At 43.7% G+C, this 26,040-nt stretch carries 30 protein-coding genes; 19 read left to right on the top strand and 11 right to left on the bottom strand.

Annotation, left to right across the window (positions count from 1 at the left end; genetic code table 11):
• Positions 1 to 13: 13 nt before the first annotated feature.
• The 3 genes from ICW03_RS08610 to ICW03_RS08600 all read left to right on the top strand — a co-directional run bounded on the left by ICW03_RS08610 (position 14) and on the right by ICW03_RS08600 (position 1,574).
• Positions 14 to 691, top strand: coding sequence for a tetratricopeptide repeat protein (locus ICW03_RS08610; protein ID WP_215347353.1), 678 nt, complete (start codon positions 14 to 16; stop codon positions 689 to 691).
• A gap of 55 nt (positions 692 to 746) precedes the next feature.
• A complete protein-coding gene (locus ICW03_RS08605) occupies positions 747 to 1,139 on the top strand; it encodes a hypothetical protein (RefSeq protein WP_215347351.1) in 393 nt (130 codons plus the stop codon).
• Positions 1,140 to 1,214: 75 nt separating this feature from the next.
• Positions 1,215 to 1,574, top strand: coding sequence for a hypothetical protein (locus tag ICW03_RS08600; protein ID WP_215347349.1), 360 nt, complete (start codon positions 1,215 to 1,217; stop codon positions 1,572 to 1,574).
• A 4-nt stretch (positions 1,575 to 1,578) separates the two neighbouring features.
• Here ICW03_RS08600 and ICW03_RS08595 read toward each other — a convergent pair whose 3' ends face one another.
• Positions 1,579 to 1,788 carry a hypothetical protein gene (locus ICW03_RS08595; protein ID WP_215347347.1) on the bottom strand — a complete coding sequence of 70 codons (210 nt, stop codon included), beginning with the start codon at positions 1,786 to 1,788 and terminating at the stop codon, positions 1,579 to 1,581.
• A gap of 113 nt (positions 1,789 to 1,901) precedes the next feature.
• Between ICW03_RS08595 and ICW03_RS08590 the strand changes: the two genes are divergently transcribed.
• A complete protein-coding gene (locus ICW03_RS08590) occupies positions 1,902 to 2,429 on the top strand; it encodes a hypothetical protein (protein WP_215347345.1) in 528 nt (175 codons plus the stop codon).
• Positions 2,426 to 4,081, top strand: a complete 1,656-nt coding sequence (locus tag ICW03_RS08585) for an ion transporter (RefSeq protein WP_215347342.1) — start codon at positions 2,426 to 2,428, stop codon at positions 4,079 to 4,081. The genes ICW03_RS08590 and ICW03_RS08585 overlap by 4 nt, the downstream gene beginning before the upstream one ends.
• A gap of 249 nt (positions 4,082 to 4,330) precedes the next feature.
• On the opposite strand, the gene ICW03_RS08580 is transcribed toward ICW03_RS08585, so the two are convergent.
• Positions 4,331 to 4,477, bottom strand: a complete 147-nt coding sequence (locus ICW03_RS08580; RefSeq protein ID WP_215347340.1) for a hypothetical protein — start codon at positions 4,475 to 4,477, stop codon at positions 4,331 to 4,333.
• A gap of 288 nt (positions 4,478 to 4,765) precedes the next feature.
• Here ICW03_RS08580 and ICW03_RS08575 point away from each other — a divergent pair, with 288 nt between their 5' ends.
• From ICW03_RS08575 to ICW03_RS08560, 4 genes are all read left to right on the top strand, one after another.
• A complete protein-coding gene (locus ICW03_RS08575) occupies positions 4,766 to 5,650 on the top strand; it encodes a LysR family transcriptional regulator (protein ID WP_215347338.1) in 885 nt (294 codons plus the stop codon).
• Positions 5,651 to 5,750: 100 nt separating this feature from the next.
• Positions 5,751 to 7,184 (top strand): FAD-dependent tricarballylate dehydrogenase TcuA, encoded by a 1,434-nt coding sequence (tcuA, locus tag ICW03_RS08570; protein WP_215347335.1) that lies wholly within the window; start codon positions 5,751 to 5,753, stop codon positions 7,182 to 7,184.
• Positions 7,171 to 8,316: a tricarballylate utilization 4Fe-4S protein TcuB gene (gene tcuB / locus ICW03_RS08565; RefSeq protein ID WP_215347332.1), complete on the top strand. Its 1,146-nt coding sequence runs from the start codon at positions 7,171 to 7,173 to the stop codon at positions 8,314 to 8,316. Before tcuA ends, tcuB begins: the two co-directional genes overlap by 14 nt.
• Before the next feature lie 18 nt (positions 8,317 to 8,334).
• Positions 8,335 to 9,303 (top strand): tripartite tricarboxylate transporter substrate binding protein, encoded by a 969-nt coding sequence (locus tag ICW03_RS08560; RefSeq protein WP_215347330.1) that lies wholly within the window; start codon positions 8,335 to 8,337, stop codon positions 9,301 to 9,303.
• A gap of 64 nt (positions 9,304 to 9,367) precedes the next feature.
• Here the strand turns inward: ICW03_RS08560 and ICW03_RS08555 are convergent, their stop codons facing one another.
• Positions 9,368 to 9,940, bottom strand: a complete 573-nt coding sequence (locus ICW03_RS08555) for a histidine phosphatase family protein (protein ID WP_251374381.1) — start codon at positions 9,938 to 9,940, stop codon at positions 9,368 to 9,370.
• A gap of 99 nt (positions 9,941 to 10,039) precedes the next feature.
• Positions 10,040 to 10,444 carry a dihydroneopterin aldolase gene (locus ICW03_RS08550; RefSeq protein WP_251374380.1) on the bottom strand — a complete coding sequence of 135 codons (405 nt, stop codon included), beginning with the start codon at positions 10,442 to 10,444 and terminating at the stop codon, positions 10,040 to 10,042.
• Positions 10,445 to 10,497: 53 nt separating this feature from the next.
• Between ICW03_RS08550 and ICW03_RS08545 the strand changes: the two genes are divergently transcribed.
• On the top strand, positions 10,498 to 10,671 hold the full coding sequence (locus tag ICW03_RS08545; RefSeq protein WP_215347327.1) for a hypothetical protein: 174 nt from the start codon (positions 10,498 to 10,500) through the stop codon (positions 10,669 to 10,671).
• A 36-nt stretch (positions 10,672 to 10,707) separates the two neighbouring features.
• On the opposite strand, the gene ICW03_RS08540 is transcribed toward ICW03_RS08545, so the two are convergent.
• Complete coding sequence (locus ICW03_RS08540) at positions 10,708 to 11,568, bottom strand: oxygenase MpaB family protein (RefSeq protein WP_215347325.1); 861 nt, start codon at positions 11,566 to 11,568, stop codon at positions 10,708 to 10,710.
• Between the two features lie 4 nt (positions 11,569 to 11,572).
• Positions 11,573 to 12,217: an LON peptidase substrate-binding domain-containing protein gene (locus tag ICW03_RS08535; protein ID WP_215347322.1), complete on the bottom strand. Its 645-nt coding sequence runs from the start codon at positions 12,215 to 12,217 to the stop codon at positions 11,573 to 11,575.
• A 135-nt stretch (positions 12,218 to 12,352) separates the two neighbouring features.
• On the opposite strand from ICW03_RS08535, the gene ICW03_RS08530 reads away from it, so the two are divergent.
• Both ICW03_RS08530 and ICW03_RS08525 read left to right on the top strand, forming a co-directional pair.
• Positions 12,353 to 12,499: a hypothetical protein gene (locus ICW03_RS08530; protein WP_161484718.1), complete on the top strand. Its 147-nt coding sequence runs from the start codon at positions 12,353 to 12,355 to the stop codon at positions 12,497 to 12,499.
• A 25-nt stretch (positions 12,500 to 12,524) separates the two neighbouring features.
• Positions 12,525 to 12,953 carry a DUF2244 domain-containing protein gene (locus ICW03_RS08525; RefSeq protein ID WP_215347320.1) on the top strand — a complete coding sequence of 143 codons (429 nt, stop codon included), beginning with the start codon at positions 12,525 to 12,527 and terminating at the stop codon, positions 12,951 to 12,953.
• Between the two features lie 51 nt (positions 12,954 to 13,004).
• On the opposite strand, the gene ICW03_RS08520 is transcribed toward ICW03_RS08525, so the two are convergent.
• Positions 13,005 to 13,700 (bottom strand): SDR family NAD(P)-dependent oxidoreductase, encoded by a 696-nt coding sequence (locus tag ICW03_RS08520; protein WP_215347318.1) that lies wholly within the window; start codon positions 13,698 to 13,700, stop codon positions 13,005 to 13,007.
• Positions 13,701 to 13,851: 151 nt separating this feature from the next.
• On the opposite strand from ICW03_RS08520, the gene ICW03_RS08515 reads away from it, so the two are divergent.
• The 4 genes from ICW03_RS08515 to ICW03_RS08500 all read left to right on the top strand — a co-directional run bounded on the left by ICW03_RS08515 (position 13,852) and on the right by ICW03_RS08500 (position 18,331).
• Positions 13,852 to 14,505, top strand: a complete 654-nt coding sequence (locus ICW03_RS08515; RefSeq protein WP_215347316.1) for a cupin domain-containing protein — start codon at positions 13,852 to 13,854, stop codon at positions 14,503 to 14,505.
• 93 nt (positions 14,506 to 14,598) lie between these two features.
• Positions 14,599 to 16,794, top strand: a complete 2,196-nt coding sequence (locus tag ICW03_RS08510) for an OsmC domain/YcaO domain-containing protein (RefSeq protein ID WP_215347313.1) — start codon at positions 14,599 to 14,601, stop codon at positions 16,792 to 16,794.
• Positions 16,795 to 16,827: 33 nt separating this feature from the next.
• A complete protein-coding gene (locus ICW03_RS08505; RefSeq protein ID WP_215347310.1) occupies positions 16,828 to 17,523 on the top strand; it encodes a nitroreductase in 696 nt (231 codons plus the stop codon).
• A gap of 235 nt (positions 17,524 to 17,758) precedes the next feature.
• Positions 17,759 to 18,331, top strand: coding sequence for a phasin family protein (locus ICW03_RS08500; protein WP_215347308.1), 573 nt, complete (start codon positions 17,759 to 17,761; stop codon positions 18,329 to 18,331).
• A gap of 74 nt (positions 18,332 to 18,405) precedes the next feature.
• On the opposite strand, the gene ICW03_RS08495 is transcribed toward ICW03_RS08500, so the two are convergent.
• From ICW03_RS08495 to ahpC, 3 genes are all read right to left on the bottom strand, one after another.
• A complete protein-coding gene (locus ICW03_RS08495) occupies positions 18,406 to 19,041 on the bottom strand; it encodes an NAD(P)H-dependent oxidoreductase (protein ID WP_215347306.1) in 636 nt (211 codons plus the stop codon).
• 141 nt (positions 19,042 to 19,182) lie between these two features.
• A complete protein-coding gene (gene ahpF / locus ICW03_RS08490) occupies positions 19,183 to 20,760 on the bottom strand; it encodes an alkyl hydroperoxide reductase subunit F (RefSeq protein WP_215347304.1) in 1,578 nt (525 codons plus the stop codon).
• 108 nt (positions 20,761 to 20,868) lie between these two features.
• Positions 20,869 to 21,432, bottom strand: a complete 564-nt coding sequence (gene ahpC, locus ICW03_RS08485) for an alkyl hydroperoxide reductase subunit C (RefSeq protein WP_215347302.1) — start codon at positions 21,430 to 21,432, stop codon at positions 20,869 to 20,871.
• A gap of 249 nt (positions 21,433 to 21,681) precedes the next feature.
• Here ahpC and ICW03_RS08480 point away from each other — a divergent pair, with 249 nt between their 5' ends.
• Complete coding sequence (locus ICW03_RS08480; RefSeq protein WP_215347300.1) at positions 21,682 to 22,509, top strand: hypothetical protein; 828 nt, start codon at positions 21,682 to 21,684, stop codon at positions 22,507 to 22,509.
• Positions 22,510 to 22,590: 81 nt separating this feature from the next.
• A complete protein-coding gene (locus ICW03_RS08475; RefSeq protein WP_215347298.1) occupies positions 22,591 to 24,297 on the top strand; it encodes an amidohydrolase in 1,707 nt (568 codons plus the stop codon).
• Between the two features lie 90 nt (positions 24,298 to 24,387).
• Here the strand turns inward: ICW03_RS08475 and ICW03_RS08470 are convergent, their stop codons facing one another.
• The gene (locus tag ICW03_RS08470; protein ID WP_215347295.1) at positions 24,388 to 25,065 is read right to left on the bottom strand and encodes a DUF1345 domain-containing protein; all 678 of its coding nucleotides are present in this window, start codon (positions 25,063 to 25,065) and stop codon (positions 24,388 to 24,390) included.
• Positions 25,066 to 25,485: 420 nt separating this feature from the next.
• Between ICW03_RS08470 and ICW03_RS08465 the strand changes: the two genes are divergently transcribed.
• The gene (locus ICW03_RS08465; RefSeq protein ID WP_215347292.1) at positions 25,486 to 26,037 is read left to right on the top strand and encodes a phasin family protein; all 552 of its coding nucleotides are present in this window, start codon (positions 25,486 to 25,488) and stop codon (positions 26,035 to 26,037) included.
• Positions 26,038 to 26,040: the final 3 nt, after the last annotated feature.

Genomic DNA, 26,040 nt, shown 5'->3' with positions numbered 1-26,040 from the left:
CGGAGAAATTAGCATGGGTTACGGAGCAATTGAGTTAGGTCAGTTAAATATTTCAAAAGGCAAATATGAAGTTGCTTTTGATATTTTGTATGACTGCGCAGTAAATGATCAAAATGATGACGCACTATTTTTGCTGACAAAAATGACCTTTGATGGCCATTTAGAGGCTGAACAAATGGAAAAGTTTTACGAACTCCAAAATGGACAGACTAGTTTGGGTAATGGTTATGCCCTGTTTAACGTCGGACTCATGCATGAGCGTGGACTTGGCAAGGTTCCCCAAAGCTACAAAGTTGCAGTGGAGTATTACCAAAAAGCAGTTAAGCAAGAGGTGAAAGATGCCTATTGCAATCTCGGAAATATCTATGCCCTTGGACTTGGTATGGATCAAGGCGTTCCCAGAAACGTAGAGTTGGGTGTTAAGCTTCTCACAATGGGAGCAGAGGAGGGCAGCCGTCAATGTGCCTACACTTTGGGTTCGCTCTATGGAAAGGGCGAATTTATTCCGCTGGATCTGAAAAAATCCTTTTACTACCTATCTTTGGCCGCTTTGGCTGGTCATGATCAAGCCAAAAGAGTTCTGCATGTTTTTGTGCACGCACATAAAGAAAATTACGATGCAGAGATGGACGCCGCACAACTGATGTATGGAAAGATTGAAAATCTACGTCAGCTGTATAAATGTCTTTAATATAAGTGCGCCGTATAAGGCGCTCCTTCATTTTTAAGATTAGTCGGGAAGCTTCATGGATGATCTGGTTTATAAGAAGCATCGGATAAATCCTTCTAGTGGTTTAAGTTCAGAATCAAACCAACTCAATGTCGATAAGCTCGGCGAATCATCGATGCCAAGCCTTGAGAAATTACAGGAAAAGCAGCGCAGCGAATTGTTGGAGATGTCGCAAGTGCGCTATGGTTTCAAAGGAAGTAAGGTTGAGATCTTGTTTGCCCCCCTAGAGATTGTCAAAACGATGAGCGAGGCACAGGTCTTCAAAATCCTACTGAACTCCCCTGAGCACGAAAGAGCTGATCAGGTTTTATATGCCTTGGCTAAAGGGGCCCTAGATGCCTCTATGGCCAATCAAATTTTGTCTGGCTTAGCGCTTTTAAGTAAATTTAAGAGCATTAGGCATGCTTGAGCGCCGGATTAGTACAAGCTTCCACAGGCAGAAATTCAAGGTATATTGCTAGAATAATTTTTTGGAAAGTATTTCATGTCAGATTTCAATAATCCCGATTTTGCCGAAGCACTACGCTTTCAGAATATGGGCCTCTACCCCCAGGCATTTGATTTATTTTTTACGATTGAAAGTGCCGGGCTTGAACGTACTTTTCGTAAATGCTGCGAGATGGCCTGGAGCAACCAGCTACAAGAACGCCAAATAGATCGTTTATTTTATGAGCTGGACCAAGAGATCAAACGTAAAAACGGGGTGGCGATTTATAACTACGGACTTGTCATGGAGTTTAAGAGAAACATCCCCAAAGCTACAGAATTATTTACTTTGGCAGATCAGTTAAAGGTGCCTGAAGCACGCAACGCTTTAATGCGAATTTTATTGTTATCAAAATAGGCTTTTAGAGCTCGGTTTTAGGCTCTTTTTTAACCTCTGATTGCTCTTTTTGCCCTGATCCCCTGGTCTTATCGTGCTCCGCTAGTTTTTGCATTATGCTTTGCGCCATAGGGGACAGTTCTTTTTTTGGGGGGGAGTCAACAGACTTTTTTCTTCTCAAAAGATTTTGAAGTACTGTTTGGAAAAACATAGGATCTCCTGAAAAAGAAGTCATGCAAATTAAGTATTCAATATACAGTAATTTTCAGCGCAAAGATAAATGATATAAATGATGAAAGAATTTTGGAGGCTGCCTTGATAAAAATAATGCGAGAGATATTTAGGGGAATGAAATTCTCTGACTTTATCTTTCTTTGTATATTGGTGGCCAACTTGATTTTGGTGGGATATCTCGGAGTGGGAGATTTTCGAAGGGCTGAAAATGTTGCTCTGCTACAGGAAAATGGTGAGCAAATTCTGGTCTGGTTTGAGGGTTTCTCTCAAAAGCTTGAAGCCAATGAGTCTGTTAGCCCTAAATCGTGCACACCTCTAGCAGAGGGTGAAATTCCTGGTAGGGGCGTGAAGGTGAATACTTGGCAAAGTTGTAGTGGTGCGCTTTTTGATGATGGTGGGCCATTTAAAAGTTTTTCCAACCTCTTAATGCCAAAGTCGCCAGCTTATGCTGCAAAGTGCGATAAACACGAGCTTGGTTCGAGCGGCGCCTTCATATTTGAAAAAATGACCTTAAATCCATCTGGTCCTCCAGCTGTGTCGCCCATGGAGCCTACAGAAAAGTTAGTTAGCGGAATGAATATTCGCCTCAGTCTTTGTGACACTGGTTATTACCTAATCAAGATTGGGGAGTTTAAGTTATGAAAATGAATTCCATCTCTATCGCTTCCTTAAGTTTGCGTATCCGCAAATGGACTTACGATCTCCTGTTTAATGAAAAAATTAAAAATAATTTTCATTACCAGTTTGAGCATTTTATTACGTACATGATTGTGTTTAATATGGCGGGCTTGGTGCTTGAGCATATTCCGATTATTTATGACGCACGCGAACACTTTTTTCATTATTTTGATGTTTTTTCTCTAGCGGTATTTTCGATTGAATATCTGTTGCGGCTTTATGTGGCCCCTGAAGATCCTGCTTTTAAATCGAAAAAAATCCCCAGACTCGCATTTGCTAAGAGCCCCTTTGCTTTAATTGACTTAGTCTCAATCTTGCCCTTCTACTTGGGCGCATTCTTCCAGGCAGATCTTCGCGTGTTAAGGGCTCTGCGACTACTGCGTTTATTTAAACTATTTAGAGCCCTTTCACCGGCGGTTAAAGAGTTTCTTGAAAAGAATAAAGATAAATCGTTTCGTTACAGGATTTACGCCATAGTGAATGAAACACCGACCAGTGGTGATTTGCATCACATATTTGATTTATTTATTGTGGTCTGGGTAATTCTTTCGGTATTGGCAGTCATTTTGGAGTCTGTGCATAGCATTAACTACTATCTGCATACCGAATTTATTATTTTGGATATTCTTGCGGTTGCTGTATTTTCAACCGAGTATTTAATGAGGATCTATAGCGCCCCAGAGGATCCGAAGTACCAGTCTGCGCTGATTGGGCGCCTTAAAAGCGCTACTAGACCTACAGGCATTATCGACTTGCTGGCTATCTTGCCTTTCTATCTAGAAAGCGTATTACATCACCTATTTGATTTGCGTTTCTTGCGAGTATTCCGCTTGATGCGTCTGCTTAAATTGGCGCGCTACTCGGGTGCAACGCAATCATTATTCATTGTGATTAAAAGAGAATGGCCGGTCATGAAAGCTTCGGCCTTCATTATGATGTTGCTCGTCATGCTCGCAGCTTGTTTAGGGTATTTATTTGAGCATGAAGCACAGCCAGATAAATTTGAGAATATTCCCCAATCTATTTATTGGTCGGTAATTACGCTTGCTAGCGTGGGTTATGGTGATATTTCTCCTATTACGCCAGCTGGCCGTGCCATCACCATAGTGTTAGCGCTATTGGGTATTGGTATTTTTGCGATTCCAGCGGCTATTCTTTCATCAGCCTTAAGTGATCAGTTGCGTATTGATCGCGAAACCATGATGACAGAACTTTACACCATGCTGGAAGACGGAGTTATCTCGACTGATGAGCAAGAGTTAATTGAAGCAGAAGCCAAGAGGCTGCATTTATCCAAGCCTGAGCTAGAGCGACTTCTCGAAAAAGCAAAAGTTGAAATGGGCTTAGAGAAGGCTAACGATGCAAAAGCTCGTAAAGATGCTCCTGTTGAATACAACTTAGAGTTTTTATCAAAACACGCTGATGTTGCTGCTGAACAACTGAAGATTTCGATTTCCAAGTTGCAGCAAATTGTTAGCGTTTCAGACAAGAAAAGATTGGATGAATATTTCAGAGATCCTAATAATGCAACTGCCCTGCAAGCGAAGATGCTGAAATTGCTATTAGAGTATTCTCAAGTGCGCCCTATTAATGAGGGTAGGGAAGAAAAAGGCTAGCTTCATCTGATGCCCAGTTGATTTTGAGTAACCCAGGATAAATATGACAATACTCACTGCTGCTGAGGCCATTACATCACACATGTCTGTGCGAGCATTTACCAAAGAGAGTCTTTCAAAAGGGATCATTCTTTAGTTACTCAATATATCTTCGCGCGTACCTAAGCCGTTTTTTTCTGTCTAGTCGGTTTGTAGCACATTCCGTCACCAAATCTCAATAGATACTTGAATCTGGCTTGGAGCAACGAACTAAAAGTAGATTGTTGTGGACCTTAGCTTTTCTTTAAGGCCTCTAAATACTGGCTTTTCTTGGGCCAATACTCCAAATGTAGGTATGGCGGCTAGTGCTGAGCCAGTGATCAAGAATTTTCTACGTGAAATTCTACTTTTTGCCATGTATGACTCCTTTGTAATATCTTTCATTTTATAACGCCAAAGCCCCAAAGGGGCGGAAGATGCATTGCTATGACCTCATCATGTAACTAGCGGGTTACTGCCATGAGCGCAAAAATGATGAGTGGGTGCAAAGGAAATTTATATGGTGATTAATGGTATTGTCGCGAGGTAAGAATGTCATAAAAATTCTTTGGTTTTGAAGGCTAAGGAGTAAAGCAGCGTAATTTTTTCTTGTTAAATTGGTTTCGGTAGCGTTCACACACCAAGCTGGGAATGTAGGTAATTCATATGAAAATTGATTTTGACGGTATACAAGCGTTTGTAGTGATTGCGGAGCTCGGTGGATTTAATAAGGCCGCAGATCAACTGCATATTACACAAACAGCGTTAACGCGTAGAGTCCAAAAACTGGAGTCTTACCTTGAGCTAAGGCTCATTGATAGAACCACTCGCCATGTAGAGCTCACGGCGGTGGGTCGTGAGTTTTTGCCGAAAGCGCGTGCTATTGTCAATGAGATGACTTCTGCCATTGGTCATCTTAAAGACATGTCGCAGCATGCAAAGGGCAGCTTTAGCCTTGCATGCATACCTAGCTTAACTGTCAGTATGGTGCCGCAACTGATTCGTCAATACGTCAATCTATATCCAGATAATCGGATACGCATATTAGATGCAACTTCTAGCGAGGTCCGTAAAGCTGTTCTAAATCAACAGGCAGAAATTGGTATTGCATTAGATGGTGAAAAGCATGCCGATTTAATTGAAACATCATTATTTGATGATCCACTAGTCTTCATATGTCAGGATACGCACCCACTGAAAGATAAAAAGTCAGTGACATGGTCTGACATGCGGGATGTGGATTTGATTGTGGTGAGTAACTTTACGTCTACTAGAGTCTTGATGGATTACCAGCTGGCTCAACATGGCATTCGCTTGAATGGTAGTTATGAAGTACAGCATCATGCCACTGCTATCAATTTAGTTGCTGCTGGTGTTGGTTGTGCAATTCTTCCATCCTCAACACTAAATGATGGTGAGCGTTCGCACATACATAAGATAGAGCTAAGGGGGCCATTGGTTAAGCGCAAGGTCACCTTATTGCGACATAAAAATACCAGCCTCTCACCAGCAGCCCAAGCATTCTTCAAATTGATTCAAAAAAGTGTCTGATGTGTAGGTGTTCGATTCGTATTATATTATTGCTTAAATCGCAATAATATGATTTTATATTGCACTTATCAATATAAAGGTTCTATTGGATACTTCTGTCATGAGCTCCCAAATTAAACAAAATCAGTTAGATGTTCTCGTCATTGGCGGTGGTAATGCCGCCTTGTGTGCTGCACTCATGGCAAGAGAGGCTGGAGCATCTGTCTTAGTTTTAGAGGCCGCCCCAAAAGAATGGCGCGGCGGTAATTCTGCCCATACTCGCAATATCCGTGCGATGCATGACCAGCCAGAAGATGTCATGTTAGAAGCCTATCCAGAAGAAGAATATTGGCAGGATGTGTTGAAGGTAACAAGCGGCAAGACAGATGAAAAATTAGCAAGATATGTCATACGCAGTTCATCTCAGTGTCGTAATTGGATGACGCATCACGGCGTACGCTTTCAGGCGCCTTTGTCTGGAACTCTGAATTTATCTCGTACCAATGCTTTTTTTATGGGCGGAGGTAAGGCATTAATAAATGCGTATTACCGTAGCGCTGAAAATTTGGGTATCCAAATTCGCTACAACTCACCTGTAGATTCGCTAGAAATTCAGGATGGAAAATTTATAGCTGCATATGTGGGTGGTGAGCGCATTGAGGCAAAGACTTGTGTGATGGCCGCGGGCGGTTTTGAGTCTAATCGCGAGTGGTTAAAAGAGGCTTGGGGGGTTAATGAGTATGGCGAATCTCCGGCTGATAACTTTTTAATACGCGGAACCCAGTACAACAAGGGCGTGCTCCTCAAGCAGTTAATTGAGTTGGGGGCTGATTCAGTAAGTGACGCCACCCAAGCGCACATGGTTGCAGTGGATGCTCGAGCTCCTTTGTATGATGGTGGGATTTGTACTCGAATTGATTGCGTGTCATTCGGAATTGTTGTCAATAAACATGCGCAACGTTTCTCGGATGAGGGAGAAGATTTTTGGCCTAAGCGCTATGCATTCTGGGGAAGGTTGGTTGCTCAACAGCCAGGACAAATTGGTTATTCAATCATTGACTCAAAAGTATTGGGTCGCTTTATGCCTCCGGTTTTCCCTGGGGAGAAGGCTGACACAATCGAGGAGCTGGCAGTAAAGCTGGGGCTCGAACCACAGGCTCTGCTGGAGACAGTCAAAAAATACAACAGCGCATGCCGTGTTGGCACGTTTGATCACACCATCATGGATGATTGTCATACTGAAGGTATCGAGCCCGCTAAAACACATTGGGCCCTCCCAATTGATACTGGGCCATTTTATGGATACACCGTAAGACCTGGTGTAACTTTTACCTACTTAGGTCTAAAGACGGATGAAACAACCGCTGTACATTTTGATGGCAAGGCAAGTGAGAATTTATTTGTTGCAGGCGAGATGATGGCTGGAAATGTTTTAGGCCAAGGTTATGCGGCAGGAATCGGCATGACTATAGGAACAGTTTTTGGCCGCGCCGCTGGAAGTGAAGCTGCAAAAGCCGCATTCAAACTAAAGGGTAATTCTCATGCAGCAGCTTAAATCCTTAATTTCGGAAGCCAGTGCTTTAGGATCAAATGCACCAGAGGTAGAAGCGGCACGCATGCTAAGTATTTGCAACGCTTGTAGATACTGCGAAGGTTTTTGTGCGGTGTTTCCTGCAATGACACGTAGGATAGAGTTTTTGCCTGCTGATGTGAATTACATGGCAAATCTATGTCATAACTGCGGAGCCTGTTTGCATGCTTGCCAATACGCCCCTCCACATGAATTTGCTGTGAATATTCCACAGGTCATGGCGCGAGTTCGCAAAGATACTTACATTACCTATGCTTGGCCAAAATCTTTCGGCTCTTTATACAAGACCAATGGCGTTACTGTCTCGATAGCTGTATCGCTTTCACTCATTCTATTTTTGATGCTAACCTTGGTTGTAAATGGAACATTAACTTCTGGACCGTTAGAGGGTAATTTTTACGCTATCTTTTCCCACAACACTCTCGCGCTGATGTTCGGTGCAGTTTTTGGTTTCTCAGTTATTGCTTTAGGTATTGGCTTAATTAATTTTTGGAGAGGGATTTCACCGGGCGCTACATCTGGAGGTGCTGTGGCCGAAGCGGCTCATGACGCGCTTACTTTGAAGTATCTTGGTGGAGGCCATGGAGAAGGCTGCAATAACGAGGATGATGCCTTTACTTTGTGGCGCAAGTGGTTTCACCATTTCACGTTTTATGGTTTCATGCTTTGTTTTGCAGCCACTAGCGTAGCAACCTTATATCACTACTTATTAGGTTTGCAAGCTCCATACGCACTTAATAGCTTGCCCGTTATCCTGGGCACATTGGGTGGTATTGGTTTGCTAATTGGGCCTGCAGGATTGCTATATTTAAATTACAAGCGAAATTCTGCGCATGGTGACGCATCTCAAAAACCAATGGATAGGGCTTTTATAGTGCTACTTTTTTTAATAAGCGCCTCAGGCTTGGCCCTTTTGGCCTATCGAGATACTATGGCGATGCCTGCATTGCTTGCGGTCCATTTGGGTTTTGTAATGGGCTTTTTCTTAACAATGCCATACGGTAAATTTGCTCATGGGTTCTACAGATTAGCAGCCCTTTTAAAGAACGCAATTGAAAAGCGACAGCCAAACAAGCTTGGCTTAGGGGGAGATTAAAAAATGAATAATTTAATAATGAAAAAAATTCTTAATGTATTTCTTGGTATTGGATTAGGGCTAATGGGTTATGCAGCCTCTGCCCAAGAGTTTCCGCCCAAAAAAACCATCACTATGGTTGTTGGATTTGCGGCGGGTGGCGCAGCTGATACTGCTGCTCGTATCATCGCGAAAAAGCTGGGTGAAAATATTGGCGCAAATGTAGTAGTCGACAATCGTGGTGGCGCAGGCGGAAATATAGCGCATCAGTATGCTGCAAATGGCCCAACGGACGGAAGTACGATCTTATTTGGTTCGGTTGGTCCGCTGACTATTGCTCCACATATGATGAAGCTCCCTTATGATCCGTTTAAAGATCTATCTCCCATCACTATGGGCGTTAACTTTCCAAACATTCTTGTTGTAAATTCCGGCACTGGTATCAAGACATTTGCGGAATACATTGCTTATGCCAAGAAAAATCCAAAAAAATTAGAATACGCATCTACTGGTCCAGGTTCAGCCTCTCATTTAGCAGGTGAGTTATTGGATGAGATGGCCGGTATTGACACGGTGCACGTCCCGTATAAGGGTGGGGCACCAGCAATGCAGGATTTACTTGGTGAGAGAGTGGCTGCTTATTTCTCAACCTACAGCACAGCAAAAGCCTATATTGAGAACGGTAAGCTCAATGCTCTGGCTGTAACGGGTCCGCAGCGACTAAAGTCGCTCCCTAAGGTACCAACGATTGCTGAGTCTGGCTACCCTGGATTTAACGCTACAAATTGGTATGCTTTCGTCGCCTCATCTAAGGTGCCAAATTCAATATTGGATCGCTGGAATACTGAGATCGTTAAAGTATTGAAGTCCCCTGATGTTGTGAGTCAGTTGAATGACCATGGTCTAACGCCAATGCCTACCTCACGTGAAGAGCTTGCAAAATATATGGCCAAAGAATCGGCAACTTGGGGCCGCTTAATTAAAGAGAAGAATCTAACGGCTGAATAAAATTAGCCTGGGTAAAGATCTAGAGCCACCTTCGGGTGGTTTTCTTTTGTCCTCAAGAAAGACTCTAAAAGCTTGGGCTTGGATAGACTTGCTGGCTTAAGAACTTGCCATTCTTATCTACTTTGGCCAGAACCATATCTCCAACATTAACTACTTTTCCGGTGAAGGCTTGGATATTGACATGGTGTGTCACCAAAATGATAGGCGTCTTCGGGTTTTCATTTAGCTGAGATTGAATCAGTTTCTCAAGATTTCTAGTTTGTTCTTTCTCCATGCTCATGTCATCGAAGAAGGAGCCAAGGGCAGGGGCAATGGTAACTTTACCCTTACTGAGTAGTTTTGCAGTATCAATGCAGCGACACCAAGGGCTGCTAATCACTTTTGCAGAGGCAATCCCTTGGTTGGTCAGCCACTGACCTATCAACATTGCTTGCTTCTTACCTCTATCGCCCAGATTTCTCTGGGTCGAACACTTATCAAGTTGATAGCCCGCAGGATCTCCATAGCCCGGTGCATCAGCATGACGCATCAACAAAACATACTGCCCATCGCTAAGACTGCTTGCAAGGTTTGCGCTTACTGGCAAGGCGACAAGAGCAAGTAATGCACTTATTAATATAGAAGAAATAATTTTCATGATGTTTATCTATAAAGAGAATCGCGTAAAATGGCTGGTATATGAAATTGATTCTTAAAATTCGACAGCTTTATGATGGGATTCTAAGTTTCATTCGAGCTAATCTGCGTTAATTGAATGCCCTCTAATATTGTTGAGGGTAGCGTTGTCTATCAGGAGTCGAACACCTAGTGAGCCTGATCCTGCGCTGACGGGTAGCTTTCTCAGGCTAATTTCTAGGGATTTAATTTCAGAGTATTTGGCGCAAATCCCGACAATCCTGGTGATGAGTCTTTCTTGGGTTTCATAATGACCATCGCCTGCCAGTCTCTCAATTTCAATCACCAAAGGGTCATAGTCAAACACATTTTCCATGGCATCCTCTGAGATGAGAGCCAGTTTTGGGTCAATCCAAAGAGTTAAATCAAGAAGATGCTGTTTTGGAACAATAGCCCCCGGCCCATAAGTCCCAATCTGCGTTTGCAGTTTAAGATCTTTTAATTCAATACATGCATTCGTTGTCATAATGTTCTTAATAAATTCTTTTATTAGTAGAAATCGGAAAGAAGGTTTTAATCATGAAGGCCCCAGATAAGCGTTGCTGTGGATCAGGAGTTTGCATCATTAATGATGCTGGAGAGTGTTGGTGTGGCCAGGTTTGGGATGGTGAAAAAATGACAGCACCGAGTTTGAAAATGCAGATAAAAGATAAGGACCAAGAGAGCAACTCTGATAAACCTAAGCCTGAGTAATGGACTAAGACCATCCAGGTCTTATGATGATGAAAGCTAGCCATACACTCTACGAAGGGAGTGGGCAGCCACCCCATCTTTCAGAGCTTCACGCACAGGATATGCAATAAGATCGATGCTCTTCTGTACTGCAAGACGCTCTAAATAGGTTGGCGTTGATTTTTGAATAATTGGGTATACCCAGTTAGGGAGATTCAGAAAGCCTGCACGACTAATGAGTTTGATAAAGGGTTTAGTAGCCAGATTGCTTGGGAAGTTTTCGAGCAATTGAATGATGCTTTTAGCTCGATCGCCAAAATAGAGCTCCGGTACATAAGTTTTGATAGCGCTCTCAGTCTCCGCATAGCTATTTGGAACGCCGGCGGCACCCATTCTTTCGCCAAGAGTTTTCATTTCTAAAAAATATTGATCTTTCTCTTTCGGGCTCAACTTTTCTTTGCGATAAACCTCAAATGCGCTCATGAAGCTCCGTGTTTCCGTGAGATGCACCCAAGCCAATAAATGTGGATCTGTGGCGGAGTATGGTTTACCAAATTCATCGAGACCTGTAATTTTGGTATGAATCTGATTAACCTTCTGAATGATGTTGTTTGCCATATCCGTAGGCCCATAAGTGGTAGCTGCAATAAAAAAAGCAGTCCTACCAAGGCGACCCTTCAAATCTTTCCTAAAGGAGGAGTGATCCCAAACCCCCGCTAAGGCTTGTGGATGAAGTGCCTGCAAAATCAATGAGCTGATACCGCCAATCATCATGGAAATAAAATCCGCATGCACCTTCCAGGCAGCCGATTCTGGACCGAATAAGCCGCGATCACCCTTGGGGACTAAAAAGGCTACCGGTGGACCGCTTCCGCCCACCATTTCGCGAACCGTTTTTCGAATTAACTCATCAAGCATGTGCTTAGTGCATCTTCAGATTACTGAAATCATCATCCTCAATGATTTCAGTAATGAGATCGAGTCTGATCCGGGGATTGGTTTGGGCTAAGAGGTGATTCTTCTGCGCAAGAGAAATCGGCAAGAGCTCCGCTAAGCGATTAGAGACCCAGCCGCAATCATCGGTCTTAAAGGGCTTCTTAAAGGGGGCATCACCCAAGAGGTCTTCGCTTTGAATGACCGAAATAATCTCATCCAGTAACTTGGCTACACCTTGATGTTCTTGAGGAATAGGCATGAGTGGGTCTTTATCCAAAAGTTCAACCTCCCCAACCCAAAGCCCATTACCCTGTTGAGTACTGCTTAATAATTTGAAACGTTGTGTACCAAATGATTTGGTCATATATAGGGCTGGTTGTACAGGATCGAAGTCTTCGATTAAAGCTAGGGTCCCAATATTGGCAAAAGTAGGGGGCTCACCCTCAATTTCATTGTTGGCATTTTTGATAATGCTAACCACGCCAAACTCAGTCTTCTCGCGCAAGCATTGCTTAATCATGTCAAGGTAGCGAGCTTCAAAAATCTTGAGCGCGATCACACCGTCCGGGAAAAGTACTGTGCCAAGGGGAAATAAAGGTATTTTTCGTGAGTTTGAGTTGGATTCTGTCATGGATTCAATGTAATGGATTTGGATATTTTTTGCTGATGACGAACTTGCCGCTGAAAGCTCCTCGCAACTTCATCAGTAGCCTGCAATAAACCTGATTTCCGTTTACATTAGGAGTTCAATTCTTGGAGACCGAAAATGGTACAAAAACTACGCATCAAGCTGGCCCGTTGGATTTTGGGGAAGCATTGCCCTTGCTACCAGATGGGCTATCACAGCATGGTCGACTTTCAGCAAAGAAGTGCTGACCAGTTAGCAAAAGCCCAAGAGCGAAAAAACAAGTAATTCATCTCCTGCAATTGGACTTGGTATGAAGGTTTGGCAAATGCGAAGAAACTGCGCGCTGACTCCGAAGCAGCTCCTGCAGTTTTATGTCGCTTTGGTATGTCTCTCCTTTGTGGTGGCAATCGGCTTTCTTTTGGCGGGAGTCTGGGTTATTCCGATTTTTACGATTGTTGAAATTGGTGCGGTAACGATCGGATTTTTAATTTATTGCAGACACGCGCTGGATAGCGAAACGATTGAGATCGATGGCAAGCGCATGATTGTTAAAAAGTTTATTGGCTACAAAGAAAAGGTTTACGAATTCAATACGCAGTGGGCAAAGATAGAGACCCCTATTGAAGATGCAAAAACATTTTTTATTAGTCAGTCTAATTTGCGAGTAGAGATCGGTCAGTTTATAAGGCAAGAACAACAGTTGCCGCTTATTGCCGCTGTGAGACGTTATCTGGGCTGAGCTGGGTTCATAAGAGCGTAGGCAAGGCTAGAATTACAAAGTCCTTGCTTGTTACCAAGGTAGCTTTTCACCCGAATAAGTCAGAAAGCTTCCTGCGTCTTCTTTTTGAAGATGTTCAATCACATTAAACATCTCGGCAGCAGCTTGATCTGCAGGCCTGCCAATCTGCTCGCCACGAAATGGCTTTGAGAGTCTAGAGTTCACAGTGCCGGGATGCATTGCGATTAATGCGGTATTCGGTTTTGTACGTCCCCATTCGATCGATGTTGTCTTCACCAACATATTGAGCGCAGCTTTAGAGGCGCGATAGCTGTACCAACCACCAAGACGGTTATCTTCAATGCTGCCTACTTTTGCCGATAAGGTCACCATGATGCTATTTTTGGGATCCAGTAACTTTGAAAAGTGACGAATCGTTAGTGCTGGACCAATCGCATTTACAGTCATCAGCTCGAGGAGCTGCTCCGCATTGAGATCTTCTAGTCTTTTTTCGGGCATCCATTTGCTGGTGTGCAAAACTCCAACTGCATTAATGATGAGTTGAAAAGGTGCCGCTTGAGAGAGTGTAGCTGCGCAGGACTCAATTGATTCCAGATTTTGATAGTCAATCGGAAATTCAGAGCGGCGATGAATGCCGATAGCCTCCGTGCATGCGGGGTTTGCTTTTAAGAGATCCATGAAGGCAGAGCCTATGGTTCCGGAAGATCCAATAACTAGTGCGCGAAAGGGGTTGGGAAGTAAGCTCATATTGCTCTGTTAAATCATTGAATAAGTGGGTGTTAATTGAAGAGACTTTAGCGCAGATCTCGTATGAGCATACTCTACAAAATTCTCATTCAAGCAAGCCCTTCATTTGCTTGCTATCCTTAGTCTTGTGTACAAATTAGAAACGCAATAAGTGAATATCCACGCTGATTACAGTAAGCGAGTTGTCATTAACCACCATGACCTGCCCTGGGTTCCTAGCCCAGAGCCAGGGGTCGAAAGGCGCATGCTTGATCGCATAGGTGATGAGGTGGCTAAAGCGACCTCTATTGTTCGTTATGAACCAGGATCCAAATTTCAAACACATACCCATGAATTGGGTGAAGAGATCTTCGTTTTAGATGGCGTCTTTAGTGACGAGACAGGTGATTATCCTGCTGGCACGTATATGATGAACCCGCCTGGATCTTCTCATGCGCCATACAGTCAGTCTGGCTGTACTTTATTTGTGAAGTTACGACATCTTGGTTCAGATCAAGTCGAGCGAGAGATAGTTAATACGAAAACTGCTCCTTGGTACCAAGGGATGGTACCTGGCCTCAATGTGATGCCGTTGATGACGCAGGGCACTGGATCTACTCTGGTGCGATGGGCACCTCAAACCTATTTCAATCCTCATAAGCATTATGGTGGCGAGGAAATTTTTGTGGTGGATGGCGTTTTTGAAGATGAGCATGGGCGCTACCCGGCCGGCTCCTGGATTAGAAGTCCTCATATGAGCCTGCATCAGCCATTTAGTAAAGAAGGCTGCACTATTTTTGTAAAGACTGGTCATTTATTAGGCTGATTTCAGAGTCTTGATCTAGCGCCTGCGCATGAATGGCATTGCGATGGATAATGGTGCTCACATCATTATTTGCACTATTTTGGAATCATTCCTATGGAAATTAAGGTCAATTTTCTCGACAAGCTGCGTCTTGAAGCTAAGTTCGATGACTTTACGGTAATTGCCGACCAGCCAATTCGATACAAGGGTGATGGTTCTGCGCCAGGACCTTTTGATTATTTCTTGGCTTCATCAGCATTGTGCGCTGCTTACTTTGTGAAGTTGTACTGCGAGACTCGTAATTTATCTACTGAGAATATTCGCCTCTCGCAAAATAATATTGTTGATCCAGAAAATCGCTATAAACAGATCTTTAAGATTCAGGTGGAATTGCCGGCAGATATTTCTGCTGCAGACCGTCAAGGTATTTTGCGCTCTATCGAGCGCTGCACAGTTAAGAAAGTAGTGCAGGAAGGGCCTGATTTTGTTATTGAAGAGGTCGCAAATTTAGATGCTGATGCACAGAGTTTGCTGACATTAAAACCAAATGCAGGCGCTAACACCCAGATTGTTGGCAAAGATCTTCCTTTAGAAGAGACTATTGCCAATATGTCGGCATTGCTCGCAAACCTTGGCATCAAGATTGAAATCGCTTCATGGCGCAATCTCATTCCCAATGTCTGGTCCCTGCATATACGCGATGCCCATTCACCAATGTGCTTCACCAATGGCAAAGGTTCTACTAAGGAGAGTGCGCTGGCATCTGCTTTAGGCGAATATATTGAGCGTCTGAGTAATAACCATTTTTATGCGGGTGCTTACTGGGGTGAGGATATTGCTAATGCAGAATTTGTGCATTACCCGAATGAGCGCTGGTTTAAGCCTGGCAAGAAGGATGCGTTACCGACAGAAATCCTGGATGAGTACTGTCTAAAAATCTATAACCCAGACGGCGAGTTGCGCGCATCCCATTTGGTGGATACCAATTCTGGAAATGTTCAGCGCGGTATCTGTTCATTGCCTTATGTTCGTCAATCTGATGGCAAGACAGTCTACTTTCCGTCGAACTTGATTGAAAATCTCTTCGTGAGTAATGGTATGAGTGCAGGCAATACGCTTGCCGAAGCCCAAGTTCAGTGTCTTTCAGAAATCTTTGAGCGAGCAGTTAAGCGAGAAATTTTGGAGAGTGAGATTGCGCTTCCAGATGTGCCGCAGGAAGTGTTGGCAAGATACCCCAGCATACTGGCTGGCATACAAAGTTTAGAAGAGCAGGGCTTTCCGGTACTAGTGAAGGATGCATCATTAGGCGGGGTTTATCCTGTGATGTGTGTCACTCTAATGAATCCACGCACAGGTGGCGTTTTTGCCTCGTTTGGTGCGCATCCTAATTTAGAGGTTGCGCTTGAGCGGAGTTTGACTGAGTTGTTGCAGGGCCGCAGCTTAGAGGGTCTGAACGATTTACCCCCACCTACATTTTCAAGTGAAGCCGTAACCGAGCCTAATAACTTTGTAGAGCACTTTATCGACTCCAGTGGCATCGTGTCTTGGCGCTTCTTCAGCGCAAAATCCGACTATGAATTTGTTGATTGGGATTTCTCAAGCAATGGTGAGGGCTCCAATACTAAAGAAGCCGAAACTTTATTTGGCATCCTCAAAGAGCTCGGCAAAGAAGTTTATGTAGCGGAATATGACGAATTAGGAGCGGCTGCCTGTCGAATTTTGGTGCCGGGATATTCTGAGGTCTACCCAATTGAAGATCTTGTATGGGACAACACCAACAAGGCAATTTTATTCCGTGAAGATATTCTCAATTTATCTCGTTTGGATGACGCTTGCCTAACATCGCTACTAGAGCGTTTAGAAAATAACGAGCTAGATGAGTATGGTGATATTGCTACGCTTATCGGAATCGAGTTTGATGAGAATACGGTTTGGGGTCAATTAACTGTTTTGGAGCTAAAGCTCTTGATTCAGCTGGCTTTAAAGCAGTACGAAGAAGCGCATGACTTAGTGGGCGCCTTTCTTCAGTACAACGACAATACAGTCGAACGCAAGTTGTTTTACCAAGCCATGGATGCGGCGTTGGAAGTTCTACTTGATGATGAATTAGAGATTGCTGATTACGAGGTGAACTTCCGCCGGATGTATGGTGATGCACGTATGAATGCCGTACTTGGTTCTATTGATGGCAGCGTACGTTTCTTCGGATTAACTCCAACTAGCATGCAGTTAGAGGGGCTTGATAGGCACCATCGCCTAATGGATAGCTATAGAAAGCTCCATCAGGCTCGGGCCAAGAAGAGTCTTTAAGCAATCAATATATTTAACTTTCAAAGGTCAGTGATGAAAGCATTAACTCCAGCTGAGGCAATTACATCTCGCATGTCAGTGCGAGCATTTACCAAAGAGAGTGTTTCAAAAGAGATCATTCTTAAGTTACTCAATATATCTTCGCGCGCACCTTCTGGTACAAATACCCAGCCTTGGAAGGTTTATGTGATGGAGAGGGTTGCCCTCAAAGATTTATGCGAGAAAGTGTGTGCAGCTTATGACAGTATTGCCGCCAATCCCGAGCTAGCAAAAGAATTTCAGCCTGCGTATGAGTATTACCCAGCCAAATGGTTTAGCCCCTACATCGATAGGCGTCGTGAAAATGGTTGGGGCTTATATGGTTTGCTAGGAATTACTAAGGGCGATAAAGACAAGATGCATGCACAGCATCGCAAAAACTTTGAAGCATTTGGTGCTCCTGTATGTCTATTTTTCACGATCGACAAAGAGCTTGGTAAAGGCTCAATACTTGACTATGGGATGTTCTTGCAAAACATTATGGTCGCCGCAAGGGGTGAGGGCTTAGATACTTGTCCGCAGGCTGCATGGAATGATTATGCAAAGATCATTTTGCCGGCCATTGGTGCTCAAGAGAATGAAATGCTTGTGTGCGGTATGGCACTAGGGTATGCCGATAAAAATGCTTTGGTGAATACCTTTCACACCCCCAGAGTCGCTGCTGATGAATTTACAACCTGGGTTGGATAGGGGCACCTAAATAACTAATTTCCACTGCTGACAGGTAATTTTTGCCTGATTGTTAGGCATTTAAGAACTAAGAGGTTGTATCTAAGTCTTTGATAAACCTCATTTAAAGCCTTTAAATGAGGGTTTGTAATAAATATGTTGCTTTGCAACAAAAATACCTTGCTTTTGGAAAATGCGGCTCTTAAAATGGTGCATCGCAATAAAAAACCATAATTACTTAAAGTTAGGATAAATCATGTTTCAAACTCAATTAAACGATCAATTTGCTAATGCACAAGCTAAAGCAATCGAAAACGCTAAATATTTGGCACAAGTTGCTGTTGAAAGTGCTCAAGAATTAGCTGAAATCAACCAAGCTGCTGCTAAAGATGCTTTAGTTGTTGCTCAAGACGCAAGCTCACAATTGTTAGCAATCAAAGATCCACAACAATTAGCTAAATTGGCTCAGCCAGAAGCCGCTCAAGAAGCTGCTAAATATGCTGCTGCTTACCAAGCTAAAGTAAACAAAGTAGTACGTAACGGTAACAAAGAAGTTGCTCAAGTAGTTGACGCTTCTATTGATGACGCACGTGCTGATTTGGTTAAGTTTGTTAAGGAAGCTACTAAGACAGCTCCTGCTGGTTCTGAAGCTTTTGTTTCTGCTTTCAAAACTGCATTTGAGTCTTCACTCCAACAGTTCGACCAAGTTCGCGCAACTGCAACTGACGCATTTGCTAACTTCGAAAAGAGTGTTGATGCTGCCTTGGCAAATATTCAAGGCCAATATGCTGTTGCTAAGCCAGCTGCTAAAAGTCGTAAAGCTGCTTAATTAACCTCACAGTTAATTTTGCTGTTAAAAAAGCCACCTTCGGGTGGCTTTTGTTTTTCCAGGAATGAGATTGCTTATTCAATCCAAGTAATAAAACTTTCCTTTGGCTTTCTGACCTTTTTTAGGTTCATCAACCAATCCTCATCTGCTTTTCTGTAGCCTAATGGCATCATGACCACACTGCGTAGACCTTTTTCCTTAAGATTAAGGATCTCATCAAGAGCTGCAGCATCAAATCCTTCCATTGGTGTGGAGTCCACCTGTTCGTAGGCTGCGGCAATGAGTGCGGTACCTAATCCAATATAGGCTTGTTTTGCTGCATGAGTGTAATTAGTTTCAGCGTCTCGTGCCGTATAGCCATTGAGTAACTTTTGCCGATAGATGTCACCAGCTTCACTTTTAAAGTTGCGAATCTTTTCGGTCATATCAAATGATTGATTAATGCGATCTGCTGTGTAGGTATCCCATGCGGCAAAAACGAGCAAATGAGAAGAGTCGACAATTTGAGATTGGTCCCAAGCAATCGCTTTGATTTTTTCGCGAATAGCCTTATTGGTAATTACTAGCACTTCATATGGCTGCAATCCGCTGGAGCTCGCGGTTAAGCGAATGGCTTCTAGAATCTGCTCAACCTTCTCCGGGGGTACGGACTTTGTAGGGTCCATTTTTTTAGTTGCGTAACGCCACTGTAATTTATCAATTAAGCTCATTCTGATTCCTCTGGGATGGGTTGATTCGAAAAGATAGAACAGTGTAATTTATATCTTGATAGTCTGAATAGCAGGCTGCTCATTTAAATATGAAAAGGGGTCTTAAGACCCCTTTGTTTTAACTCAGATTATCTCAACCCCTCAAGCAGCTAGCGCCTCTTCTGGCTCAGTCACAGATGAGCGAATCAAGTAATCGAATGCTCCAAGAGAGGCTTTGGCACCTTCGCCCATAGCGATGATGATTTGCTTGTACGGAACTGTCGTGCAGTCGCCCGCTGCAAATACGCCAGGCAAGGAAGTTTCACCTTTTGCATCCACAATAACTTCGCCATGCTTAGATAACTCGATAGTGCCTTTGAGCCAATCGGTGTTTGGCAATAAACCAATTTGCACAAAGATGCCTTCAAGTTCAAGGGTATGCTCAGAATTATTAGTGCGATCTTGGTAGCGCAAGCCATTGACCTTGCCACCTGCACCCAATACTTCTTTGGTAAGGGCGCTCATGATGACGGTTACATTGGGTAGGCTGGCCATTTTCTTCTGAAGCACTGCATCAGCACGTAATTTGCTATCAAACTCAATTAAGGTGACGTGGCTCACAATGCCAGCCAAATCAATTGCAGCTTCAACACCAGAGTTGCCACCACCAATGACAGCAACACGCTTACCTTTGAATAAAGGGCCGTCGCAGTGAGGGCAATACGCCACACCTTTGCCGCGGTACTCTTGTTCGCCGGGAACATTCATTTCTCTCCAGCGGGCACCAGTACTCAAAATCACTGATTTGCTTTTCAGTACTGCGCCGTTAACCAACTCCACTTCAAGACCATTGGCAGTTTTGCGCAATGCATTGGCGCGTTGCAAATTCATAATATCGACTTCATAGCTCTTTACATGTTGCTCAAGCGCTTGAACCAATTTAGGTCCTTCAGTCTCTTTAACGGAGATGAAGTTTTCAATACCCATGGTATCCATGACCTGACCACCAAAGCGCTCTGCCACGATGCCGGTGCGGATGCCTTTGCGGGCTGCATAGATTGCTGCTGCTGAACCAGCAGGTCCACCGCCGATGACTAAAACATCATATGGATCTTTGGCGGAGAGTTTTGCGGCTTCTTCTTTAGGGCTTGCGGTATCGAGCTTAGCCACAATCTCTTCAACACTCATGCGGCCTTGTCCAAACACTTCGCCATTCAAGATCACAGTCGGTACAGCCATGATTTGGAATTGGTCTACCAATTCTTGGTAGAGGGCGCCGTCAACCATTTCATGGGTGACATTTGGGTTCAGGGCTGCCATGAGATTGAGTGCTTGCACAACATCGGGGCAGTTATGGCATGACAAAGAAATAAATGTCTGGAAGTTGAGCGTACTATCAAGCTTGATGATGCGATCAATGATCTCTTGCTCTACTTTTGCTGGATAGCCGCTAGCTTGCAAGATTGCCAAAATGAAAGAAGTCATTTCATGACCCATTGGCAGTCCTGCAAAGGTTATACGTGCCTCTTGATCAAGCTTGCTTACAGTAAAGCTGGGTGTGTGTGCAGCTTTGCCATCTGTTTTAACTGTAATGTTTTCAGACTGCTCAGCCACTTCATTTAAGAGCTCAAGCATTTGCTTCGAGCTGTCGCTGCCATCCAAGCTAGCTACGAGAACGATAGGGTTAACAATCTTTTCAAAATACACCTTTAACTGAGATTTGATATTGGTATCGAGCATGATGATTTCCTTGGGTAATTTTTTAGGTGAGTCTATTGGGCAGGATCTTGTCCTCTCCAATAGACTCTCTTAAAGAGAGTCTATGGATTAGCTATTTAACTTCGCAGCTTAGATCTTGCCTACGAGATCCAAAGAAGGAGTCAATGTTGCTGCGCCTTCTTTCCACTTAGCTGGGCAAACTTCGCCTGGGTGCGCGGCTGTGTACTGTGCAGCTTTTAGCTTGCGCAATGTTTCAGAAACGTCACGTGCGATTTCGTTAGAGTGAATTTCTGCAGTCTTAATCACGCCTTCTGGGTTGATGATGAATGTGCCACGCAATGCCAAGCCAGCTTCAGGAATATGAACGCCAAATGCATTTGTCAATGTGTGTGTTGGGTCGCCAACGAGTGGGAACTTTGCTTTACCAACAGCAGGTGATGTCTCATGCCAAACTTTGTGTGAGAAATGAGTATCTGTTGTAACGATATACACTTCAGCACCCATTTTTTGGAATTCTGGATAGTTCTCTGCCGCATCTTCAATTTCTGTTGGGCAGTTGAATGTAAATGCTGCTGGCATAAAAATCAAAACAGACCAATGACCTTTGAGGCTTTCGTCAGTGATAGTTACAAACTTGCCGTTGTGGAAAGCTTCAGTTTTAAATGGTTGAACTGCGGTATTAATAATGGACATGCTGCGCTCCTTGTTTTGGTTAATCAATCTTTTTAGTAGCTAATGCAACTGAGTGAATTTTGAACCTCAGTTGATTATTTGTCTAATGAATAAATTTGATATTTATTATCTAATTATTAGATAACTAACTATTGAGGGCATATTAGCCGTTTTAGGGCCTTGAAACAGGCTTTTTATAGTCTTGCTTATCTATAATCGTTATCAAAATTAGGCTTTTAGCCCCATCCACCCTATTTCAATAGAGCTTTTATGAAGAAAAAAATTCTGGCGTCAATCTTCGCCGCATCAGCAATCTTGCCTACTGTCAACGTTGCATATGCCGATCAAGGTTTGTCACCACTTCCAAAGATTTCAGATGAATGGCGCTTCGAAGTTACCCCCTATTTGTGGGGTGCCGGAGTGACTTCTACACTCTTTTACAACGATCGTTACCTCAATACCGCCAGCCTTTCTGCAAGTAATGTGCTTGGTGATCTGAAGACGGGTGGCATGATTACTGCAGAGGCGCATTATGGCAGCTGGGGAATCTTTGGCGATCTCGTTTCGGCAACTTTGCAAACGACAGGCAATTCAAACCTTTCTGTGAGGCCGCCTGCATTAGCTGGTGCAGTCGTCCCAGTTAACGTTGCAGACAAAATCACGTTGCAACAAAATATCATTACTGGAGCAGCAACCTACACGGCCCTTAATAATCAAAATATTTATTTAGATGGTTTATTAGGGGCACGCGGCATCATGGCTACCGCTACTGTTTCGGCAGATTTGTCAGCATATGGATTTTCCAAAGGTGTGGTCGACTCAAAATCTGTCTCTACTCTTGATCCTATTGTTGGTTTTAAAGGTCGTTATCGTATTGCTGAGTCCACTTGGTACATCCCTTTCTATGCGGATATCGGTGGCGGCGGCGGCACTACCAACATGACTTGGCAGGGCGTTATTGGCGTGGGTAAAACATATGAAAAATGGCTCGACGTATCACTCGCCTACCGCACTCTGTACTACGATATGAAGGGCGATGGCCTGCTGCAAAAAACAACTTTCAAGGGCCCACAGTTAGCAGCAACATTTAAGTTTTAATGGCGTATAACCGGTTAGCAGGTTTGCGCTACGGCAACGCTAACTTTTCTGAAGTATCAAATCAAAAGCTGGGATAAGAATATGAAATTCGCACCAAAACTACTTGCTATGCTGTTGGTGGCTCAATGCGCAGTCACCTTTGCAAAAGGCAATGCAGATACGATTTTTTATGGCGGTCCCATCGTTACTGTAAATGCTAAGAATGAAGAGGTTCAGGCGCTTGCAGTACAAAATGGCAAGATTGTTGCGGTCGGGACTAAAGATGCAGTTTCTAAAGAGTGGCAGTCTGAATCCACCAAGGTAATCGATCTAAAAGGTCAAACTTTGATGCCAGGTTTTGTGGAGCCCCATGTACATATTTTGATCACTTCAGTGTTTGAAGGATTGGGTTTGAATTTAAGCAACTTTACCTTGCCCTATGACACGAAGGAAACATTGATTCAGAAAATGAAGGCCGCCCTCAAAGATGTGCCTGCTGGTGGATGGCTTTTTGGTTTTGGCGTTGATCCATCACGCACCACGCCTTTTATGGCTGAGCTCACCGCAGATGATTTGGATACGGTTTCAAAAGATATTCCCATCTTTATCGTGAATCAATCTGGTCATATTGGTTATGTAAATCACAAGGCATTGGAGTTGGCCGGCGTTACAGATAAAACACCAAACCCTCCTGGTGGCGGTATTTATGTGAAGGATGCTAAAGGTAAGTTGACAGGCAAGTTAGTAGAGCCACCTTCTTACTTGCCATTTATGGCAAAGATGCCAGCCCCTACTGAGGCTCAATTATTTGGCGCTATTCAAGGCACCATGAAAAAAATTGCCTCAACAGGTGTCACTACTGCGTCTGAAATGAGTGTGGGCGGCAACTTCGGTGTTGATAAAGAGGTGTCGATTTATAAGGCAATTTTTGCTAAAGATGCTGCGTCAATTCGGGTTCGTGGTTACTTGTTTAGTGAGGCCTTGCCTTCAGGAAAAACCTCCGTTAAGCCCAATGAGGGCGATGATAAATTGCGTTTTATTGGTATTAAATATATTGCAGATGGATCTACTCAAGGTTTAACAGCCGCTCTCAATGCGCCTTATTCCTATCCCAAAAACTCCAAATGGAGCGGCGCTCTGAACTATAAGGATGCTGAAATTTATACGTCCATGAAAGCATTCTTTGATCAGGGTTGGCAAATTTCTACTCACTCCAATGGCGATAAGGCGATTGATCAAACCCTCTCTAGCTATTCCAAGCTATTGGCTGGCAATGCTAAACCGCAGGATCGTCGTTTGCGTATTGAGCACTTCACTGTCAATCATGAGCCTCAAGTAAAGCGGGCTGTGAAATTGGGTGTAGTTCCAAGCTTTACCATTGGGCACGTAGATTATTGGGGCGCTGCATTTAATGATCATATTATTGGGCCAGAGCGCGCCAAGCGTATAGATCCGGCGGGTGACTTCAAACGAGCGGGTGGCAAATTTACCTTACATAGCGATTCACCTGTTTCGAATGTCGGCCCCTTAAATTACGTTAGCGAAGAAGTCACGCGCTTATGGCAGTTGCCACCGCAAAAGGTGTTGGGGCCAGATCAGGCGGTATCGGTTGACGACGCAATCCGCGCAATCACAATTGATGCCGCTTATCAAATCTTTGCAGACAATATCGTGGGTAGCTTAGAGGTTGGCAAGCAAGCTGACTTGGTTGTTTTGGAAAAGAATCCTCGTCAAACTGCGCCGGCTGATATTCGCAACATTAAAGTTAAAGGCACATGGATTGATGGCAAGCCAGTTAGCTTGCAATAAATAGCGCTTAATTGTTATCGGTCTTTAATAAAAACACTCGCATCAGCGAGTGTTTTTATTTCCCCACCCCATCATTGGGGAAAACTAAGTCTAAGTAAAAGCCACAACACCTGCAATGAGATTAATCGCCAGTGCAAGCAGGGAGGTGTTAAAAATAAAAGCGGTCATTCCCTGAATCATCACTAGAAAGCGGATTCTAGAGCTAGCAATATTGACGTCAGCTGTCTGGCATGTCATGCCAATCACCATAGAAAAGTAAAGAAAGTCTACATAGGTAGGCCTTTGCTTGCCTGCAAATAGCATGGGAACTTCTTTGGTTTTCTCAAATTCTTGGTAGTAGGCGTGAGCGTAATGCAAGGCAAAAGCCGTATGCACAAATAACCAAGAGATCGTATACGTCCCCAGCACTAAGCAAACGTGACGAATAGCCAAATGAATAGGGAGGGTTTTAATGCCCGAGAGAATAATCACAATAGTGATCAGGCTTGCAGCTGCCGCCAAAATAATGATGAGCAGAATGATTGCAGCGCCATCATCCTCCTTCTTTGAAAGCCATAGGATATTTTCTTGGGTTGAAAAGAACATCATGATGTAGGTAAGGGCAAGGTAAAGGCTTCCTGCCAAGCCCCAAGAAAGGGCTAGGCTAATAGTGGAGGATGAGCCCGAGGAGAGTAGAAAAAATGCACCAATGCCGGCAACTGCAACAATAATTAGTCTTGATGTGGCGCTGATATGGTGCCAGTGTTGTGTCCAGTGTGTTGCTTTCATAGTGGTACTAGTATGCACTTAAAATAAAGCTTGCGATTTGCAGGATCACACTTCAATGTCATTGAAGTGTGATGAAAAACACAAAAAGCTTAATCAAGTAAAGGGATTTAGAGTGCGATCAAATATCAGAAGTTGGAGTTTAGTGGCGGGCGTACTTATTATTTTGGCTGCCTGCATTTTTTCCTATCTGTCAACAAGGCCTGCTGAGGCTGATGTAGCGCATTTAATCAACATGCTTACCCCTGCTGCTCCTTGGGCTGTATAAGGTTTTCCCCGGTCACCCTGAAATGACGTACGAAGGGCTGACGATATTCGGAGCCTATTCTTAAGCGGATACGCTCATCTACTGGTATTTCTCTATAGAAACCCATCCGCAGGAGAGTAGATTGGTAGCTGACATTACCCATCTGAAAGGTTGATATGAGCAAGAAGCCATTTAATATGAATGCGGTTCCGGGGCAACAAAGCGCCGTTGATGCAACCAGGGCTGCTGGACGTGTAGCGATGGAAAGTGCTCAGGCGATTGCACAGATCAATCAACAGGCCACACAAGAGTTAGCAACCATGATTCAGAAGCGGGTGTCTGAGTTAATGAAAACTCAAGATCCTAGATCTGCTTTCGAATATGTTCATGCTGAGGTGTTGCAGGATGCCGCTAAGGAGATTACTCAATATCACAATCGGTTGCTAGGTGTATTAAAGAGCGGTAATCAAGAGCTGGTAGAAATTGCTGAAACGATGATTCAAGACTCTAAAGCAGATCTTATTCACTTTGTAAATGAGGCTACTGATAACGCACCAGTAGGTAGCGAAGCTTACGTATCCGTATTTAAAACCTCTTTTAATAATGCGCTACAGAATTTTGAATTAATTCGTGCTGCCATGGCTGACTCATTCACCAATTTTGAGAAGAGCGTTGAGAATGTCGGCAATCTTGCTAGCCAAAAAGGGTCTTCAAAAAATAAAGGCTAAGTA

It is taken from the genome of Polynucleobacter sp. MWH-Aus1W21 (genome assembly GCF_018687275.1).
Classification (GTDB): Bacteria; Pseudomonadota; Gammaproteobacteria; order Burkholderiales; family Burkholderiaceae; genus Polynucleobacter.
The sequence above is the reverse complement of the archived record's forward strand: the minus strand, read 5'-3'. Positions and strand labels throughout refer to the sequence as shown.